The following is an 18,118-nucleotide window of genomic DNA, read 5'->3' on the forward strand; positions in this document are numbered from 1 at the left end:
CCCTTTCTATTGTCCCGATAGGTCGGGCACCTTCCCCAATTCCTTCCATAGCTGTCGCGCAAGGAAAAGGGGTTTCTGCGTCAGCGCCACCACCGCCCCGTCATTGCCAGCCGTGCAAGCGATGCCCGCCGCTGGAACGGCGTCAGCGGCACCGTCGCCTCATAGGGATCTATCTGACCCGAGGCGATCTCGGCCAGCAAACGCGGAACGCGCGGCCCCGGATAAAGTGCCGCAGCCGCCCGCGCAGGCAGTTTGCGATGTTGACGGGAAGCAAGTCGCAGCCCTTCGCGTGCATGGGCTGTCAAAGCCTTGGTATGTTCGGGGTCGGGACGATCCATTCCCAATGCCATTGCCTGTAATTGCGGCAATGCCCGCAGCCACGCCGCAATTCCCATGCCACGCGCCTGATGCGCCACAATCGGCTGCGTGGCCTCGGTCGCACCACAGCGATGCGCCGCAGCCCATGTCAGCGCACCCGCCGTTGCGTCGACATAGGCCACCACCTCGGCCGGATCGTGAAAGGGTTCGCGCGCGCAATCACGGCGACGCGCCTCGGCCAGATCGACCAAAGTGCCCGCGTCCTGTCCCCATGCCTCCCAAAGCGGCGTCAGAACATCATGCAAAGGAGGGGCCGTGCCCTGCCCCATTTCTGACAGCCGGTCCACCCACCATTGCAGCCGCATTTCAGCCAGCATCGGTTCGGCAGATTGGAACGGCGCGCGGGCAATTTCAAGGTTCAGCGCATAAAGCGTAACCAACGCAGGCCGGTCTTCGGGTTGCGCCACCAGCACGGCCCCGAAACGGTCGGGGTCATGCTGGCGCAGCATTTCGGTGCAGGCGTCTATGGTCATGCGCCAAAGTTCCGTGCCAGCTCGGCCAGACGACCGGCGTCAAAACCGGTGGCCAGCGACCATTCCGGACCCGCAGCGGTGTCCTTCACATCAACCCCTGCGGCAGCGAAACCGTCTCGGATTGCGTCAGCACGGGCAAAATCCCGCGCTTTGCGGGCCTCGGCGCGGGCAGTCAGCAGACTTTCCACCAGTGAACCGTTATCAAGAACATCCGATACAGCCTCGGAGACCGAATTGCTTCGCTGCTGCTGATGGATATCCAGCTTGGTAAAACCCAGAAAATCCAAGGTGGCAAAGAAGCGCATGACCGGTTCGATATCCTGATCACGGCCTGCGTCCTTTGCGGCACGTTCCATTTCATAGAGGCGTGTCAGGGCCGCATGGGTATTCAGATCATTCGCCAAAGCCTCGATAACTTGGTCGTCGATATCCGCTTTGTCGAAAGGCCGGTGATCCTTGGGCAAGGCGTTGCGCCGGATGTTGGCCCATTTCGACAGCCGCCGCTCGGCGCTTTGGCGTCTTTCCTCGCTCCAATCCATCGGTTTGCGATAGTGGGTTTCAAGGAAGACCAAACGGATCACTTCACCTGCGATGCCCTTGTCCAGCAGGTCACGGACGGTGAAGAAATTGCCCAAGGATTTGGACATTTTCTTGCCCTCGACTTGCAGCATTTCATTGTGCAGCCAGATGTTGGCGAAACCTTCGCCCGGATGGGCGCAGCAGCTTTGGGCGATTTCGTTTTCATGATGCGGAAATTGCAGGTCCAACCCGCCACCATGGATGTCGAAATGCGGACCCAGCAGGGCTGCCGACATGGCCGAACATTCGATATGCCACCCCGGACGCCCGCGCCCCCAAGGGCTGTCCCAACCGGGCAAATCACCGCTGCTGGGTTTCCACAGCACGAAATCCATCGGATCGCGTTTGAAGGGCGCAACCTCGACCCGCGCACCGGCGATCATATCATCGACCGACCGGCCCGACAGCTTGCCGTAATCGGGGAAGGACCGGACATCGAACAGCACATGCCCCTCGGCCTCATAGGCGTGGCCTTTGGCGATCAGGTCCGCATTCATCGCGATCATCTGTGTGATATATTGCGTCGCACGGGGTTCATGATCGGGCCGCATCGCGCCAAGCGCATCCATATCGGCGTGATACCAGCCGATGGTTTCCGCCGTGCGTTCGTTGATCAGCGCCTCCAGCGACAGGGGGCTGCCCGCGGTTTTGCGGCGCTGCGCCTCGGCGTTGATCTTATCGTCCACATCGGTGAAATTGCGGACATAGGTGACATGATCCGCGCCATAGATATGGTTCAACAACCGGACCAGAACGTCGAAAACCAGCACGGGACGGGCATTGCCCAGATGCGCGCGGTCATAGACCGTCGGCCCACATAGATACAGGCGGACATTCTGGGGATCGATCGGCACAAGGTCTTCCTTGCGCCGCGTGCGGGTGTTCGTCAGCCGGATCTGGACCATTTGCGCCTCTTTCGTGAAGTCGAAAGGGTTTACCGCATCGCTTGGCAGCTTTCCACCCAATCAATCTGGGCAGGCAGGCAATGCCTGCGCAAATCATAACCCCGCAAAATAGTCTCTCTCGCGGCCTGTTTCAGACGGGGCGCATCTGGATCACCGGACAATCCAAGGATCAGTGCTTTGGCCAATGCTTCGGTGTCAAAGAACGGCACCAAGCGCCCGTTTTCGCCATCCTTGACCAATTCGCGCACCGGATCGGTATCAGAACCGACAATATAACAGCCCGCCGCCATCGCCTCGGTCAGGGACCATGACAAAACGAAGGGATAGGTCAGATAGCAATGCACCCGCGCAACCTGCAGCAACGACAGATAGCTGTCATAGGGAACGCGCCCCAGAAAATGTACCCGCGACAGGTCCAGCTGGTTGCCAACCTCGGCCAGCAGCTTTTCCTTCCAGCTGCCCGCGTCACGCGGCTTGCCGCCATAGCTGACGCCGTCACCGCCGACCAGAACGACATGGGCATCCGGCCTTTCCTTCAGGATTTGCGGCAAGGCCCGCATAAAGACGTGGAACCCGCGGTAAGGCTCCAATGATCGCGAAACGAAGGACAAAACCTCATCCTGTGCGGTCAGCACGGTGCCGTCGGGAAGTGTCAGACGGGCGTCAGGATCGGGGCGGACGCGATCTGTGTCGATACCGTCATGGATCACGGTGATCTTGCCGCGCAATTCGGGTGGAAAGCTGTCAGCCTGATAACGGGTCGGCGCGATCGCACCATCGGCCTGTACCATGGCCTGTATCAGATGCGCCGATCGACTGATGGTCATAAAACGGCCTTCATCCGTGGCGGGGCTAACCTCGGGGTCGAAGCCGACGTCATGACCACGGGTGCGATACATCAGTTCGGCATAGACCATCAGCTTGGCGTCGGGCCATATCTCTTTCAAAAACAGGGTTTCGCCCCAGCCCGGATGGCCGATGATAAGATCGGGGGTGTAATAATGCTTGTCACGCATCGCCCGTGCCCCGCGGGCCGTCAGCAGGCCACGTTCGGCATATTCCGAATAGGTCCGCCCCAAGGGGCTGTCGGTTTTCACTGCATCCGGGGCTTTATAGCGCATGGTCCGGATCGACGTGGTGCGCTGGTTGTTTTCATCCGTCAGTGCCACAACATCATGGCCGCGCTTGACCAGCTCGGCTGACAGATGCGGGAACTGGCCGGGAAAGTTCTGATGAACAAAAAGGATTTTCATGGACGTCCCTGCGGGAATGCTGCCTTCAGCAAATTCCGCGTATAATCATGGCTTGGAGCATCGAAAATCTGCGCCGCACTGCCCTGTTCGACGACCTCGCCCGCGCGCATGACCATGATGTCATGTGACATGGCCCGCACAACGCGCAAATCATGGCTGATGAACAAAAAGGCCAGCCCGTATTTACGCTGAAGGTTGCGCAACAGATCGACGATTTGTACCTGCACCGTCATATCCAGCGCGCTGGTCGGTTCGTCCAGCACCACCACCTTGGGTCGCAGGATCATCGCCCGTGCGATGGCGATACGCTGGCGCTGCCCACCGCTGAATTCATGCGGATAGCGGTGCATCATATCGGGGGACAGGCCCACCTCGGACATGATCTGCGACACCATCTGGCGGCGGTCGCTGCCCTTTTCGACGCCGTGAACGCCCAGACCTTCGGTGATGATCTGTTCGACGGTCATACGCGGTGACAGACTGCCGAAGGGGTCCTGAAACACGATCTGCATGTCACGCCGCAGCGCGCGCAGCTGCTTGGACCCCCACGCGACAATATCCTGCCCCATATACAGGATCGGCCCGTTGCTTTCGATCAGCCGCATGATCGCCAACGCCAGTGTCGTCTTGCCACTGCCCGATTCGCCGACGATCCCCAGCGTTTGCCCGGCCCGCAGGTCCAGCGTCGCGCCGTTCACCGCCTTGATGTGACCGACCACACGGCGCATCAACCCGCGTTTGATGGGAAACCAGACCTTCAGATCGCGGGTCTGCACCAGAACCGGCGCATCATCGGGCAAAGGCTGGGCCTGCCCCGTCGGTGCGGCGTTCAGCAGCTTTTGCGTATAGGGGTGCTGCGGATTGGCGAAGATCTGTTCGACGGGGCCCTGTTCGACGATCTCTCCGTCTTTCATCACACAAACACGGTCGGCGATGCGGCGGACGATGCCCAGATCATGGCTGATGAACAGCATCGACAGACCTTCGTCGGCCTTCAGTTCGGCCAACAGTTCAAGGATCTGCGCCTGAATGGTCACATCCAGCGCGGTCGTCGGTTCATCCGCGATCAGCAGGTCGGGACCGTTGGCCAGTGCCATGGCGATCATCACGCGCTGGCGTTGCCCGCCGGACAGCTGGTGCGGATAATCGGCCAGACGGCTTTCGGCATCACGGATGCCCACGCGGTCCAGCAGCTGTACGATCCGCGTGCGCGCCTTGGCCCCCGCCAGCCCCTGATGTAGCGCTAAGCTCTCGGACAGCTGCTTTTCCAGCGTGTGCAGCGGGTTCAGCGATGTCATCGGTTCCTGAAAGATGAAGCTGATGTCATTGCCGCGGATTTGCCGCAGAACCTTGTCGGACGCGCCGACCATCTGTTGCCCTGCATAACGGACCGAGCCTTCAACCTCGGCCGCGCCCGCCAGCAGTTGCACGGTGCTAAGCGCCGTCACCGATTTGCCGGACCCCGATTCCCCGACCAGCGCCACGGTTTCCCCGCGCCCGACATGGAAGCTGACGCCTTTGACGGCCAAAGTCGTTTTGCCTTCGGACCGGAAGGCGATTTTCAGGTCGCGCACGTCCAGCACAGCATCCGACAGGCCCGTGTCCGTCGCATGGCCATCGGCACTGCCGGGCATGGCAGTGCCATGCCCCTCGGCCACGGCAGCCTGCGCCCCTGCGGCGGGGATGGTCGGGTGCAATTCGCCTTGGTCGTCGGGGCCGGTCATCGGAAGGTCTTTCTGGGGTCGAATGCGTCGCGCACCCCCTCGAAGATGAATACCAACAGCGACAGCATGATCGCGAAGGTAAAGAACGAGGTGAAGGCAAGCCATGGGGCCTGCAAGTTCTGCTTGGCCTGCAATGCCATTTCCCCCAGCGACGCCGACCCTGCGGGCAGGCCATAGCCAAGGTAATCCAGCGCCGCCAGACCGCTGATCGTGCCGGTGACGACAAAGGGCAGCATGGTCAGCGTTGCCACCATCGCGTTGGGCAGGATATGACGGAACATGATTTTCATGTCGCCCACCCCCAGCGCACGCGCCGCGCGAACATATTCCAGATTACGCGCTCGCAGGAATTCCGCCCGTACCACGCCCACCAAGGCAGGCCAGCCAAACAGAATGGTCACAAAGACCAGCAGCCAGAAGCTGCGCCCCAGAATCGCGAACAGGATGATGATGACATAAAGGCCGGGGGTCGATGCCCAAACCTCTAGCACGCGCTGGAAAACCAGATCGGTGCGTCCGCCAAAATAACCCTGAACCGCGCCCGCCGTGATGCCGATGGTTGATGCCACCATCGTCACGATCAGCGTGAACAGGATAGAGGTGCGGAACCCGTAAATCACCCGCGCCAGCACATCACGCGCCGTATCATCCGTGCCCAACAAATGCGCGCCATCGGGCGCACTGGGCGCGGTGCCGACATTGTTGATGGTGCGATAGTGATAGGGTATCGGTGGCCAGATCATCCAGCCCTGTTCAGCGTCGGGCACATCGCTGTTGCCCGATTTGACCGCATCAATCAGCCCTTCGGGATCATCCCAACACCCTTCACGCCCACCCGAGACGATCAGACATTGGACGGCTTCGTCGCGATAGATGGCTTCGGTCCCGAAATCACCACCAAAGGCCGTTTCGGGATAGAAGTTATAGGCGGGGAAAAACAGATCGCCGCGATAGCTGACGACGATGGGTTTGTCATTGGCCACCACCTCGGCGAACATCGCGCCGACAAACAGGACCGCAAAGACCACCAGCGACCAGAAGGCGCGTCCGTTGCGGCGGAAGTTGCGAAGGCGTCGGCGGTTCAGTTCGGAAATTGCCATCAACCCGCCCTCTTCTCAAAATCGATGCGCGGATCGACAAAGACATACATCAGGTCCGACAGAATGCCGACGACCAGCGACATGAGGCCAAAGACATAAAGTGTTCCGAAGATCACCGGATAATCACGCTGGACCGCAGCCTCGAACCCCAGACGGCCCAGACCGTCCAGCGAAAAGATCGTCTCGATCAGGATCGACGACCCGAAGAAAACGCCCAAAAACATCGCCGGGAAGCCCGCGATCACGATTAGCATGGCGTTGCGGAACACATGGCCATACAGCACGCGGCGTTCGGTCAGGCCCTTGGCGCGGGCGGTCATGACGTATTGCTTGTTAATCTCGTCCAGAAAGCTGTTCTTGGTCAGCAGGGTCAGGGTCGCAAAGCTGCTGATGGTCGCGGCCAGCACCGGCAGAGTGGCGTGCCACGCGTAATCCTTCAGCTTGCCCCATGCGGACAGATCGGCGAAATTATCGGATGTCAGGCCGCGCAGCGGGAAAAACTGCCAATAGCTGCCGCCCGCGAACAGCACCATCAACAGCACCGCGAACAAGAAGGCCGGAATGGCATAGGCCATGATGATGACCGCCGATGTCCATGTGTCGAACCGCGACCCGTCCCGCATCGCCTTGCGTATGCCCAGCGGGATCGAGATCATATAGGCGATCACCGTCGACCACAGCCCCAGCGTAATCGACACCGGCATCTTTTCCAGCACCAGATCAACCACGCTGATCGACCGGAACCAGCTGGTCCCGAAATCAAAGCGCAGATAGTTCCACAGCATGGTGAAGAAGCGTTCGACCGGTGGTTTGTCAAAGCCGAATTCCTGTTCCAGCTGCGCGATGAATTCGGGGGGCAACCCGCGCGCGCCCTCGTATCCCGAAGGGGTGGCCTGCCCTGCCTCGGCACCACCGCCGGAAATGTTGCGGAAGACATCGCCTTCGCCTTGTATCTGGGCGGCGATCTGTTCGATCGGACCGCCCGGCACAAACTGGGTCAGCGTAAAGTTGACCAGCATGATGCCGACCAGTGTCGGGATGATCAGCAGCAAACGCCGCAGGATGTAGGCGCCCATCAGCTTGGCCCTTCCGTCCCCCTTGCAGGGTCATTCGGGCCTTGGCGGCCCCTTCTGTCTTTGGCCCGTCTTGTCGACAATCGGGCATCGAAAATCAAGCGAAATGCCTTAGCGCCGCAGCGCACCGGCATCGCGCAGGGCTTGGGCCTTATCTGCATCATACCACCAGAAATCCATTTCCCCCAAAGCATAGGGCGGCAGGTTTTCAGGGCGGCCGAACTGGTCGTAATAGGCAACAAGGTTCGTGGCGTTATACCATTGCGGCACCCAGAAATGCAGGCTGCGCAGCGCGCGGTCCAGCGCGTGGACGCGGGTGTTCAGCTCATCCTGCGTGGTTGCCGCCTCGACCTGTGTGATCAGCGCGTCAACGGCAGGATTTGCAAGCCCCATCGGGTTGAAGACATCATTCACATTGGCGGACCCGAAGGCCTGTTGCAGACCCGCGCCCGGAATTTCAGGCTGGCCCAGATGGTCGCTGATCACGTCGAAATCGAAACTGCGGGCGCGTGTTTCATATTCGGCGTTATCGACGCGGCTGTTGCGGGCATCGATACCAAGGGCGCGCAGGTTTTCGACAAAGGGGTTGATGACGCGGTCAAAGGTCTGGCTGTCGTTCAGTATTTCAAGCGTCAGAACCTGACCGTCGGCGTTGCGGCGCAAACCGTCGCTGCCGGTTTCCCAACCTGCCTCGTTCAGCAAGGCCGCCGCTTTGCGCAGGTTCCCGCGGTCCGTCTGGCGTTCGCCGCTGACGGGGGCGGTGGCGACCTCATCCGTCAGGATGCCGTCGGGCAGATCGGCCGCCAGCGGTTCCAGCAGGGCCAGTTCCCCGTCCGAAGGGGTGCCCGTCGCCTCTAGGTCACTGTTTTCCCAAAAGCTGTCGACGCGGTTATACAGGCCGTAAAACAGCGCTGTGTTCGACCATTCAAAGTTGAACATCAGTCCGATCGCCTCGCGGACGTGGACATCCTGAAACTGCGGGCGGCGCAGGTTCAGGACCCATGCCTGACCGGATGCGACATTGCCGTCGGGCAGGGTTTCCTGTTTCACCCAGCCTTTTTGCATAGCGGGAAAATCATAGCGGTTCGCCCAGATGATGCTGCTGACCTCGCGCCGGAAGGTGTATTCACCGGCCTTGAACGCCTCGAACGCGGCATCGTAATCCGAAAAATATTCATAGCGCAGCTTGTCGAAATTATGCCGCCCCTTGTTGATGGGCAGATCAGCCCCCCAGTAATCGGGATCACGGCGGAAAGTGACATTGCGGTTCAGATCGGCGCTGTCAAAAACATAAGGCCCCGACCCGACCAGCGGCACCTGCATCGTCTGTTCCAGATCGCGATCGTTCGCCTGAAAATCGGCGCGGCTGAAGATCGGCAGACCGCCGACCGACTGGATCACATCGCGGCGCGGATAATCAGGGGTAAAGGTGAACTTGATGCGGTGTTCATCCAGCACTTCGGCCTTGGCGACCTGTTGCTTGATGATCACACGAAAACTGGAAAGTCCCTTGTCGCGCAAAGTCTCATAGCTGAATAAAACATCATCAGCGGTCAGCGGCGTGCCATCGCTGAAATGCGCTTCGGGGCGCAGGTTGAAGATCACCCAGTCGCGGTTTTCGGGATATTCAAGGGTTTCGCAGATCAGGCAGTAGGCGGCGCCGACCTCATCCGCCGGTGCCTCGAGAATCGATTCCAGCATCACCGTGGACAAAGCCGCCGCACGTCCGCGAAAGGTATAGGGGTTATAATTGTCGAACCCCATCGAGTTCGGGATCGATTGCGACATCTCTCCGCCTTTGGGGGCGTCGGGGTTCACATAGGGCAGATAGTCGAAATCGGCAGGCAGCGCCAGATCGCCGAAGATAGAGACACCATGCGTGCGCGTCACATCCTGCGCGTCCTGCGCCATTGCGGCCTGTGTCAGGGTCAGACCGGCAAGGCATGTGGCAAGCAGGGCAGTGCGGCGCATGGGGCAGGCTCCTTGAAAACGTTGGACAAGGCTAGGCCAGTCAAAGGTCGCCCTTCAAGCCGCGTTTTCGTGAACAGCAGGGAACTGCCATGAAAAAAGGCGCGACCATTCCGGTCGCGCCCCTGTTCCTGCCGCCGGCGTGATCAGGCGATCACGACTGGCTTTCGATATAGGCGATCACATTTGCACGGTCTTCGGGCTTTTTCAGACCACCAAAGGACATTGCGGTGCCTGGCACAACACCGCGCGGGTTTTCGATGAAATGCTGGATGGCCTCGGCGTCCCAGACCGGCACTTCGCCGGCATGGTCGGACATCGCACCGCTGTAATTGAAACCGGCAATGCTGGCGACATCGCGACCGACAACACCATTCAGATGCGGGCCTACGCCATCGCTGCCGTCCAGCGCGTGACAGGCACGGCACTTGGCCCATTGCTTTTCACCGGCAGCCACATCGGCATTGGCCATCAGGGCACCGAAATCGATTTCTTCTTCCACAACTTCGCCGCCTTCGGCGCTTTCGGGAACGTCGATGGTATAGGCCTGCGCCAGTTCTTCTTCGCCATGACCACCGCCATGCCCCGCAGGTCCGACATGGAACAGCGCGCTGGCACCCCAGTTTGCAAGCATCAGAAACAGCAGCGCGCCGATAAGGGCGCCGGCTGCCTTGGTCAGCGTCATGGTGTTGAACATCGCGTGCGGTCCCCGCCTTGGTAAGCTCGTCAATTCGTCGGACATCTATCCGCTTTCGCTTTATGTGATCAAGGTATAGTTACCGATGCACATTTAATTTCTTGGACAATCGGGGGCCTTGCCATGACCACGAATCGCATCGCCTTTCAGGGAGAGCTTGGCGCATACAGCCACGAAGCATGCCGCACAGCCCGACCCGACATGGAGGCCCTGCCCTGCCGCACCTTCGAGGATGTGATCGAAGCCGTCCGCAGCGGTCAGGCCGATCTGGCCATGCTGCCGGTGGAAAATTCGACCTATGGCAGGGTGGCCGATATCCATCACCTGCTGCCTGAATCGGGTCTGAAGATCATCGACGAGGCTTTTGTCCGCGTCCACATCAGCCTGCTGGCCCTGCCCGGCACACCGCTGTCCGACATCCGCGACGCCATGAGCCACACGGTTCTGCTGGGCCAGTGCCGCGGCTTTATGCGCGACCACAATATCCGCGCGATCACCGGTGCCGATACTGCCGGTTCTGCCAAAGAAGTTGCTGAACGCGGCATTCCGTCGCTGGCCGCCCTTGCGGCACCATTGGCCGGTGAAATCTACGGGTTGGAGCGTCTGGCCGATGAAATCGAGGATCGCCAGAACAATACCACCCGCTTTCTGATCATGTCGCGTCAGGCCGATGTCAGCCGCCGCGCCGACCAGATGCTGACCAGCTTCGTCTTCCGCGTCCGCAACATTCCAGCGGCGCTGTATAAGACGATGGGTGGTTTTGCGACGAATGGGGTCAACATGACCAAGCTGGAAAGCTATATGGTAGATGGCGTCTTCACCGCCACGCAATTCTATGCCGATATCGAGGGCCACCCCGGAGACGAAAACGTCAAACGCGCGATGGACGAACTGGGGTATTTCACATCATCGCTGGATATTCTGGGCGTTTACCCCGCCGATCCGCTGCGCGAGGCGCAGCGTCAGGAAGGCATTTCCTGATCCGGATCAGCTGTAGCGGTTGCGCATCTGGCTGACGAATTCTTCAACCCTGCGCTGGAAACGACGGTCAAGCTGGCTTTTGCCCAGCTTGGCTGTCTGCAACATCAGACGGGCCTTCATATTGCGCGGCTTTATTTCGGCCTCGAAGATCAGGCGTGATTTGATCCGGCTAAGGGCCACCACCGTCGCATTGATGGTAAGATCCAGCGCATTCGAACGCCCCGCCATGGTCATCTGTTCGGGCCGGTCAAATTTGACGACAGCCAGACGCATTTCGCGAGGCTTGCCACGCCAGTCAAACCCCACGTTCCATCCCATCGTCATGCCGGGTTCTTTCGACGGGTCAATTCGCGACACAGTTGCGCCCCGACCGATCAGCATACGCTCAAGGGCATCGAAATCACCGATCGCTTCGAAAAGCCCCTCGGCAGAAAGGTCGGTATCTATCCGCGTCGAAAACTTCATCTTAACAACCCACTGACACTGTCGGACTGTCAAGCAACACAGTCCCAACCCTTGGCTGATAGTCCAGATCCGGACCCTGTTTCAACCAACTCATGACGACGACATCAAAAGTCGTGGCCTATTTGCCCCAATTCCTAAGGGTAATATTGCCTGCGCCAAAATACCGGCTAACAGTGGTGATCTGTGAACCAGAATGAACATCATACCTGCCAATGCAACTGTTGATTGCATCAATTTAGCTGAATGCATTCGCAAACAAGCCCATTTTCAGAATCGCGAAATGACCTGCATGATATTTAACGGCCCGCACCCCAGACCAGATGCCTGACGGGATCGGCTCAACCATACCGTGCCGCGGCGCTTTGACCGGCGTCCGGTTGCAGTTGCGTATTCTGGCGACAAGCGATCTGCACATGCATTTTTTGCCGCATGACTATTTGTCGAACCGTCCATCCGATCATATGGGACTGGCGCGGCTTGCCAGTCTGATCCAGAAAAAGCGGTCCGAAGTGGCAACATCCCTGTTGCTGGACAATGGTGATTTCCTGCAGGGCACCCCCATGGGTGATGTTGCGGCCCGTGATCCAGGACTGCGTGGGGCGCATCCTGCCATCGCGGCGATGAATGCCTTGGCGTATGACGCGGTTGCTTTGGGAAACCACGATTTCAACTTCGGCCTGTCCGCGCTGCGGCGCATCATCGCGCAGGCACGCTTTCCGGTGCTTGCCGCTAATCTTCAAATAACCCGAGGGCGGGATTTCCTGCGCCACGCCATTCTTTTGCGCGATGTCCCCGATCAGACCGGACAGATGCACCACCTTCGAATTGGCGTCATCGGTTTTCTGCCCCCCCAGACCGAGGAGTGGGATCAGGATCTGCGCCCCTTCATGCGCAGTCATGATATTATCCAAACCGCAGACCGCCTTGTGCCCGAATTGCAGGCAGAGGGGCCCGATTTGGTCATCGCGCTGGCCCATAGCGGCATCGGCAGTGCCATTGCGACCCCGCGAATGGAACATGCGGCAACGGCGCTGGCATCAGTTGCGGGAATTGATGTGGTGATTGCGGGGCACACGCATCAGGTCTTTCCCGGCACCGGCTGGCCGGATGAGACCGGCGTCGATGCAACGCGGGGCACGCTTCTGGGAAAGCCTGCGGTGATGCCCGGCTATGCCGGATCGCACCTTGGCATCATCGACCTGCATCTGCGCCTTGATGCAAAAGGACAGATCGCGATCGACAGCTTTCGGGTTTGCTGTGAACAGGTTGGCACCGGAACGCCCAGCTTGCCTCTTGTTACGCAACCAGTGGCCAAGGCCCATCACATCACCCTGCGCCAGCTTTCCACGCGAATCGGACGGACCAAGACGCCGTTGAACAGCCATTTTTCCTTCATCGGACATGACAGCGGGCTGCGCTTGGTAAATATGGCGCAGCGCTGGCATATCCGCCAAAGGCTGGCGGGGACAGCATTGGCCGGTCTGCCGGTGCTTTCGGCCAGTGCCCCCTATCGTGCAGGCGGGCGCGGGGGGCCGGAGGCCTACACGGATGTGCCCGCCGGTCGGTTGAACATGCGGCATCTGGCCGATCTTTACACCTTTCCGAACCGCATCACCGCCATCTGCATCACCGGCGCACAACTGCGCGGCTGGCTGGAACGATCTGCCAGCATGTTCAATCATATTGCCACAGGCGCACGGGATGCGCCTTTGTTGGATCCACAATTTCCAGCCTATAATTTTGATGTGATCGACGGGGTGACATGGTGCATCGACCTTGGCCAACCGCCACGCTTTCACCCCGATGGCCGCATGGCCCATGCTGCATCGACCCGCATCACCGGCCTGTGCTGGCGTGGACGGCCCGTCACCGATACCGACAGCTTTATTCTGGCGACCAATTCCTATCGTCTGGCCAGCTGCGGCCTGTTCAGCCCTCTGGTGTGCGGAAACAAAATCGTGCTGGACCGCGATGCCCTTAGCCTTGATGTCCTGCGCCGCTATATCCGCCGACGCCGCACGGTGGAATTGCCGCAAACGCCCGACTGGCGATTCGTTCCGATGGCGAACACCACGGTCCTGTTTCCCACCGCGCCTGTGGCCCTGACACGTCCGCTGCCCTGCCCCGGACGCCTTGAAAACGCCGGTATGGATGACGACGGTTTCGCAGTGATGCGGCTTTCTTTGTAAGCATGCCGGACGGGCTTGCATCCCCGCGGCGGTTTGACTATCTACCGCCCCGAGAGGTTGGCGCGGGCAGATGTCCCGCCAAATCGGTCAGGTCCGGAAGGAAGCAGCCGTAACGGGATCCGTTTGGGTCGCTGTCCAGCCTCTCACCCTTTTCTCTTTTTCCATGTGATGCAGTGCTGTCATGTCGCCATGCGACTTGTGACATCCGCATCCTGCCCCCATGTTGGCGGCTGGCATGATGAAAGGACCAACCATGACGCAACCCCGCTTCGACGCCGTGATCTTCGATCTGGACGGAACGCTGCTGGCAACCGAACAGATGGGCATCGAAACGCAAGAGGCTGCGTTGCACCGGATGGGTCGCACGGCCCCCGAAGGGTTGCTGGCATCATTGGTGGGGATGGATGAACCATCGGCCCGCATCATCCTGCGCGATCACATCGGGGCGGATTTCGATTTCGACCATCTGGACCGCCTGTGGGCCGAAGCCTTGGTTGAACGTCGCGACCGCGACGGCATTCCCTTGCGGCCCTGCGTTGCCGAACTGATTGCCGCCCTGCGCGAAATGGATATGCCCTTCGCCATCGCCACTTCCAGCACCGGTGATCAGGCCCGTGAAAAGCTGGCCGCCGCCGGTCTGACAGAAACCTTCGACATCGTTGTCACCCGCAGCGATGTCCCCGACCCAAAGCCTGCGCCCGACGTTTATCTGCTGGCCGCCAAACGCCTTGGCATCGACCCGACCCGCTGTCTGGCCTTCGAGGACAGCGACATCGGCGCCCGTGCGGCACGCACCGCAGGTATGGTTGTGGTGCAGGTGCCCGATATGACGCCGCTGTCGGGGGATCATGCCGATCTGATGGCACCTGATCTGATGACAGGCGCACGTGGCATCGGATTGCTGGCTGCATAAGCCGATCCGGTTGTGGCAGATTGGCCGCGCCGCTAAGGTGGCGCGACCACCCGGGGGATCAATGACCGACACGACAAATGCATATCAGGTTCTGGCCCGCAAATACCGGCCTGAAACGTTCGCCGATCTTGTCGGTCAGGACGCGATGGTGCGTACGCTGAAGAACGCCTTTGCTGCCGACCGCATCGCGCAGGCCTTCATTATGACGGGGATTCGCGGGACCGGTAAGACCACCACCGCCCGAATCATCGCCAAGGGCATGAACTGCATCGGTCCAGACGGCGAAGGCGGCCCCACGACCGAACCCTGCGGCACCTGCGAACATTGCGTGGCCATCAGCGAAGGCCGACATGTCGATGTGATGGAAATGGACGCCGCATCCCGCACCGGCGTCGGCGACATCCGCGAGATCATCGAATCGGTCCATTACCGCGCGGCCTCGGCCCGCTATAAGATCTACATCATCGATGAGGTTCACATGCTGTCCACCAGCGCGTTCAACGCGCTGCTGAAGACGCTGGAAGAACCGCCCCCCCATGTGAAATTCATTTTCGCCACTACCGAGATTCGCAAGGTTCCGGTCACGGTCCTGTCGCGCTGTCAGCGATTCGACCTGCGCCGGATCGAGCCCGAGGTGATGATCGATCTGCTGAAACGCATCGCAGGCGCGGAAAACGCCCGGATCAACGACGATGCGCTGGCGCTGATCACCCGTGCCGCCGAAGGGTCCGCCCGTGACGCGACCAGCCTGCTGGACCAGTCTATCAGCCATGGCGCGGGCGAAACCACTGCCGATCAGGTCCGTGCCATGCTGGGCCTTGCCGACCGTGGCCGCGTGATCGACCTGTTCCAGATGATCCTGCGCGGCGATGCGGCGGGTGCCTTGACCGAACTGCAATCGCAATATGCCGACGGGGCCGATCCGGTCGCCGTGCTGCGCGATCTGGCGGAAATCACGCACTGGATCTCGGTCGTGAAAATCACGCCGGATGCGCTGGATGATCCGACCATTTCGCCTGATGAACGCACGCGCGGCAAAGAACTGTCGGAAAGCCTGCCGATGCGGGTCCTGTCGCGGATGTGGCAGATGCTGCTGAAAGCGCTGGAGGAGGTTTCCGCCGCCCCGAACGCCATGATGGCGGCGGAAATGGCGGTCATCCGCCTGACCCATGTCGCCGACCTGCCCGACCCCGAGGCGCTGATCCGCCGCGTCCAGCAGGCCCAGAATGCCGGTGAATTCGCCCGTGGCCCCGCCGTTCAGGGACAGGTGCCCGACCACGCCCCGCAGGCGATGCGTCGCGCGCGACCCGCGCCCGTGGTCCAGCCGTCTGGCGCGGCGACCGCACTGGCCGTGTCGCCCGACGTGCTGCAAGGCTATCCGGATTTCGAATCGGTTCTGGAGCTGATCCGCCGCATGCGCGATATGACCCTGCTGGTGATGGTCGAACGCCATGTCGCGCTGGTGAAATACAGCCCCGGCCGGATCGAGTTTGAACCGCGCCTGAACCCGCCGCGCGAACTGGCGCAGCGTCTGGCCGAACGCCTGCGCGGCTGGACCGGCGGTCAGCGTTGGGCTGTGACCGTCACAAATTCCGGCGGCGCCCCCACTATCGCGGAAACCCGCGAGGCCGAGGCCCGCGCCGCCCGCGACCGCGCGCTGGCCCTGCCCATCGTTCAACAGGTCATGGCCGCCTTTCCGGGCGCGACCCTGACCAATATCACCCGCGCCGCCCCGCCCCCGACCGTTGTCGAGGATCTGGCGGAAGGCGCAGCAAATCCCCATGATGCAACCCAAGGCCCCGTGGCCGAAGTTGAAGAATGGGATCCATTCGAGGATGAGGATTAAGTTATGATCAAGGGACTGGGTGCCATGGGCGACATGGCCAAGATGATGAAGGCCGCCAAGGAAATGCAGGAAAAGATGGCGCAGATGCAGGAAGACCTGTCCAGCGTCACCGTCACCGGTGAATCCGGCGCGGGTCTGGTCAAGGCGACCTGCACCGTCAAGGGCGAACTGACCGCACTGGAAATCGACCCGTCGATCTTCGTGCCCTCGGAAAAAGAGGTGGTCGAGGATCTGATTTTGGCCGCCATCAAAGAGGCGCAGCGCGCCGCCGAAGACAAGATGCAGGCCGAAATGGGCAAGATGACCGAAGGTCTGGGCCTGCCCGCCGGCATGAAGATGCCCTTCTGATCCATGGCGCAGGGCAGCGACGACATTCAGGCGCTGATCGCGCTGATGGCGCGGCTGCCCGGGCTTGGGCCGCGCTCGGCCCGCCGCATCGTGCTGCAACTGGTACGCAAGCGCAGCCAGCATATGACCCAGCTGGCGCAATTGCTTGACCGCGTTGCGGTGAATTCGCGGGAATGCACCATTTGCGGGAATATTACCGACCGCGACGAATGTGTCATCTGCACCGATCCCGCCCGTGCCACGGGCGAGATTTGCGTGGTGCAGGATGTGGCCGACCTGTGGGCATTGGAACGCGGGCAGGCTTTCAAGGGCCGCTATCACGTTCTTGGCGGCACCCTTTCCGCGCTGGATGATATCGGGCCGGACGAATTGGGCATTCCCGCCCTGATTGCCCGCATCCACGAAGACTGCATATCCGAGGTTATTCTGGCCCTGAACGCCACGGTCGACGGCCAGACAACCGCGCATTATATCGCAGATGCACTGGAAGACAGCGACATCTCGGTCACCGGCCTGGCCCAAGGCGTCCCGATCGGAGGCGAGCTGGACTATCTTGATGACGGCACCATCACTGCCGCCTTACGGGCCAGACGCCGCATCTGAAAAGGGCGGCCAATCAGGCCGCCCTTCCGGTTCTCTGCAACGCTGAACGGGAGTCCGGGGGCAGTCAGCCCCCGGCCATCGCGGGACGCAGGATCAGGCGTCCAGTTTCTCGATCTTGGTCGCGGTCTTGGCGATCTCGATCCGGCGGGGTTTCAACGCCTCGGGGATCTCGCGCACCAGATCGATGTGCAGCATGCCGTCCAGATGGCTGGCACCGTCAACACGGACATGGTCGGCCAGAGTGAACTTGCGTTCGAACGCACGGGTGGCAATACCGCGATGCAGATAGGTGCGGGTCTCGTCCTCATCCGCCTTGCGGGCGGACACGATGACAGAACCGTCACGCACCTCGACGTTCAGGTCATCGGCACCAAAACCGGCAACAGCAATGGAGATGCGATAGGCATCCTCGCCGGTTTTTTCGATGTTATAAGGGGGATAGGTCGGGGCTGCCACATCGGCAGACAGGGTCCGGTCCATCACATCGGCCAGACGGTCGAAACCGATCGAGGCACGATAAAGCGGGGTCAGGTCAAAATTACGCATTGGGTCACATCCTGATTTCAAGCGATGTCAACAAATGCCCCCCGTTTTTCGGGCGGGCGGTTACCGACGCCATCATG

General features: G+C 60.6%; 16 protein-coding genes and 1 other RNA gene. 7 read left to right on the plus strand and 10 right to left on the minus strand.

What is annotated here, in order from left to right:
• Positions 1-80: 80 nt before the first annotated feature.
• The 8 genes from DWB67_RS02915 to DWB67_RS02950 form a co-directional block, all read right to left on the minus strand.
• Complete coding sequence (locus tag DWB67_RS02915; RefSeq protein WP_119805977.1) at positions 81-851, minus strand: squalene/phytoene synthase family protein; 771 nt, start codon at positions 849-851, stop codon at positions 81-83.
• Positions 848-2,335, minus strand: coding sequence for a cysteine--tRNA ligase (cysS, locus tag DWB67_RS02920; protein WP_119805978.1), 1,488 nt, complete (start codon positions 2,333-2,335; stop codon positions 848-850). Before cysS ends, DWB67_RS02915 begins: the two co-directional genes overlap by 4 nt.
• Before the next feature lie 29 nt (positions 2,336-2,364).
• Positions 2,365-3,588 (minus strand): glycosyltransferase family 4 protein, encoded by a 1,224-nt coding sequence (locus tag DWB67_RS02925; RefSeq protein ID WP_119805979.1) that lies wholly within the window; start codon positions 3,586-3,588, stop codon positions 2,365-2,367.
• Positions 3,585-5,222 carry an ABC transporter ATP-binding protein gene (locus tag DWB67_RS02930; RefSeq protein WP_119806173.1) on the minus strand — a complete coding sequence of 546 codons (1,638 nt, stop codon included), beginning with the start codon at positions 5,220-5,222 and terminating at the stop codon, positions 3,585-3,587. Before DWB67_RS02930 ends, DWB67_RS02925 begins: the two co-directional genes overlap by 4 nt.
• A gap of 86 nt (positions 5,223-5,308) precedes the next feature.
• Positions 5,309-6,412, minus strand: coding sequence for an ABC transporter permease (locus tag DWB67_RS02935; protein ID WP_119805980.1), 1,104 nt, complete (start codon positions 6,410-6,412; stop codon positions 5,309-5,311).
• Positions 6,412-7,488 (minus strand): microcin C ABC transporter permease YejB, encoded by a 1,077-nt coding sequence (locus DWB67_RS02940; RefSeq protein WP_119805981.1) that lies wholly within the window; start codon positions 7,486-7,488, stop codon positions 6,412-6,414. Before DWB67_RS02940 ends, DWB67_RS02935 begins: the two co-directional genes overlap by 1 nt.
• A gap of 108 nt (positions 7,489-7,596) precedes the next feature.
• Positions 7,597-9,456 (minus strand): extracellular solute-binding protein, encoded by a 1,860-nt coding sequence (locus DWB67_RS02945; RefSeq protein ID WP_119805982.1) that lies wholly within the window; start codon positions 9,454-9,456, stop codon positions 7,597-7,599.
• A gap of 151 nt (positions 9,457-9,607) precedes the next feature.
• The gene (locus tag DWB67_RS02950) at positions 9,608-10,150 is read right to left on the minus strand and encodes a cytochrome c family protein (RefSeq protein ID WP_119805983.1); all 543 of its coding nucleotides are present in this window, start codon (positions 10,148-10,150) and stop codon (positions 9,608-9,610) included.
• A gap of 123 nt (positions 10,151-10,273) precedes the next feature.
• Between DWB67_RS02950 and DWB67_RS02955 the strand changes: the two genes are divergently transcribed.
• Positions 10,274-11,131, plus strand: a complete 858-nt coding sequence (locus DWB67_RS02955) for a prephenate dehydratase (RefSeq protein WP_119805984.1) — start codon at positions 10,274-10,276, stop codon at positions 11,129-11,131.
• A gap of 6 nt (positions 11,132-11,137) precedes the next feature.
• Here the strand turns inward: DWB67_RS02955 and DWB67_RS02960 are convergent, their stop codons facing one another.
• Positions 11,138-11,596 (minus strand): hypothetical protein, encoded by a 459-nt coding sequence (locus DWB67_RS02960; RefSeq protein ID WP_119805985.1) that lies wholly within the window; start codon positions 11,594-11,596, stop codon positions 11,138-11,140.
• 320 nt (positions 11,597-11,916) lie between these two features.
• Between DWB67_RS02960 and DWB67_RS02965 the strand changes: the two genes are divergently transcribed.
• The 6 genes from DWB67_RS02965 (at position 11,917) to recR (ending at position 17,495) form a co-directional block, all read left to right on the plus strand.
• Positions 11,917-13,785: a bifunctional 2',3'-cyclic-nucleotide 2'-phosphodiesterase/3'-nucleotidase gene (locus DWB67_RS02965; RefSeq protein ID WP_119805986.1), complete on the plus strand. Its 1,869-nt coding sequence runs from the start codon at positions 11,917-11,919 to the stop codon at positions 13,783-13,785.
• 51 nt (positions 13,786-13,836) lie between these two features.
• An RNA gene (gene ffs / locus DWB67_RS02970) (signal recognition particle sRNA small type) lies at positions 13,837-13,933 on the plus strand.
• A gap of 105 nt (positions 13,934-14,038) precedes the next feature.
• Positions 14,039-14,698, plus strand: a complete 660-nt coding sequence (locus DWB67_RS02975) for an HAD family phosphatase (protein ID WP_182911468.1) — start codon at positions 14,039-14,041, stop codon at positions 14,696-14,698.
• A 61-nt stretch (positions 14,699-14,759) separates the two neighbouring features.
• Entirely contained in the window at positions 14,760-16,544 is a 1,785-nt protein-coding gene (locus tag DWB67_RS02980; protein WP_119805988.1) for a DNA polymerase III subunit gamma/tau, read from the plus strand.
• A 3-nt stretch (positions 16,545-16,547) separates the two neighbouring features.
• Positions 16,548-16,892 carry a YbaB/EbfC family nucleoid-associated protein gene (locus DWB67_RS02985; RefSeq protein WP_119805989.1) on the plus strand — a complete coding sequence of 115 codons (345 nt, stop codon included), beginning with the start codon at positions 16,548-16,550 and terminating at the stop codon, positions 16,890-16,892.
• A 3-nt stretch (positions 16,893-16,895) separates the two neighbouring features.
• Positions 16,896-17,495: a recombination mediator RecR gene (recR, locus tag DWB67_RS02990; protein ID WP_119805990.1), complete on the plus strand. Its 600-nt coding sequence runs from the start codon at positions 16,896-16,898 to the stop codon at positions 17,493-17,495.
• Positions 17,496-17,588: 93 nt separating this feature from the next.
• On the opposite strand, the gene DWB67_RS02995 is transcribed toward recR, so the two are convergent.
• Positions 17,589-18,041 carry an Hsp20 family protein gene (locus DWB67_RS02995; RefSeq protein ID WP_119805991.1) on the minus strand — a complete coding sequence of 151 codons (453 nt, stop codon included), beginning with the start codon at positions 18,039-18,041 and terminating at the stop codon, positions 17,589-17,591.
• Between the last annotated feature and the right edge of the window lie 77 nt (positions 18,042-18,118).

Origin of the sequence: Paracoccus sp. JM45 (assembly GCF_003590715.1) — a bacterium.
GTDB lineage: Bacteria > Pseudomonadota > Alphaproteobacteria > Rhodobacterales > Rhodobacteraceae > Paracoccus.

Excerpts from the sequence above, each read along its gene's own strand:
- DWB67_RS02915 (WP_119805977.1), bottom strand. The coding sequence starts at position 851 with ATGACCATAGACGCCTGCACCGAAATGCTGCGCCAGCATGACCCCGAC.
- cysS (WP_119805978.1), bottom strand. The coding sequence starts at position 2,335 with ATGGTCCAGATCCGGCTGACGAACACCCGCACGCGGCGCAAGGAAGAC.
- DWB67_RS02925 (WP_119805979.1), bottom strand. The coding sequence starts at position 3,588 with ATGAAAATCCTTTTTGTTCATCAGAACTTTCCCGGCCAGTTCCCGCAT.
- DWB67_RS02930 (WP_119806173.1), bottom strand. The coding sequence starts at position 5,222 with ATGCCCGGCAGTGCCGATGGCCATGCGACGGACACGGGCCTGTCGGAT.
- DWB67_RS02935 (WP_119805980.1), bottom strand. The coding sequence starts at position 6,412 with ATGGCAATTTCCGAACTGAACCGCCGACGCCTTCGCAACTTCCGCCGC.
- DWB67_RS02940 (WP_119805981.1), bottom strand. The coding sequence starts at position 7,488 with ATGGGCGCCTACATCCTGCGGCGTTTGCTGCTGATCATCCCGACACTG.
- DWB67_RS02945 (WP_119805982.1), bottom strand. The coding sequence starts at position 9,456 with ATGCGCCGCACTGCCCTGCTTGCCACATGCCTTGCCGGTCTGACCCTG.
- DWB67_RS02950 (WP_119805983.1), bottom strand. The coding sequence starts at position 10,150 with ATGTTCAACACCATGACGCTGACCAAGGCAGCCGGCGCCCTTATCGGC.
- DWB67_RS02955 (WP_119805984.1), top strand. The coding sequence starts at position 10,274 with ATGACCACGAATCGCATCGCCTTTCAGGGAGAGCTTGGCGCATACAGC.
- DWB67_RS02960 (WP_119805985.1), bottom strand. The coding sequence starts at position 11,596 with ATGAAGTTTTCGACGCGGATAGATACCGACCTTTCTGCCGAGGGGCTT.
- DWB67_RS02965 (WP_119805986.1), top strand. The coding sequence starts at position 11,917 with ATGCCTGACGGGATCGGCTCAACCATACCGTGCCGCGGCGCTTTGACC.
- DWB67_RS02975 (WP_182911468.1), top strand. The coding sequence starts at position 14,039 with ATGACGCAACCCCGCTTCGACGCCGTGATCTTCGATCTGGACGGAACG.
- DWB67_RS02980 (WP_119805988.1), top strand. The coding sequence starts at position 14,760 with ATGACCGACACGACAAATGCATATCAGGTTCTGGCCCGCAAATACCGG.
- DWB67_RS02985 (WP_119805989.1), top strand. The coding sequence starts at position 16,548 with ATGATCAAGGGACTGGGTGCCATGGGCGACATGGCCAAGATGATGAAG.
- recR (WP_119805990.1), top strand. The coding sequence starts at position 16,896 with ATGGCGCAGGGCAGCGACGACATTCAGGCGCTGATCGCGCTGATGGCG.
- DWB67_RS02995 (WP_119805991.1), bottom strand. The coding sequence starts at position 18,041 with ATGCGTAATTTTGACCTGACCCCGCTTTATCGTGCCTCGATCGGTTTC.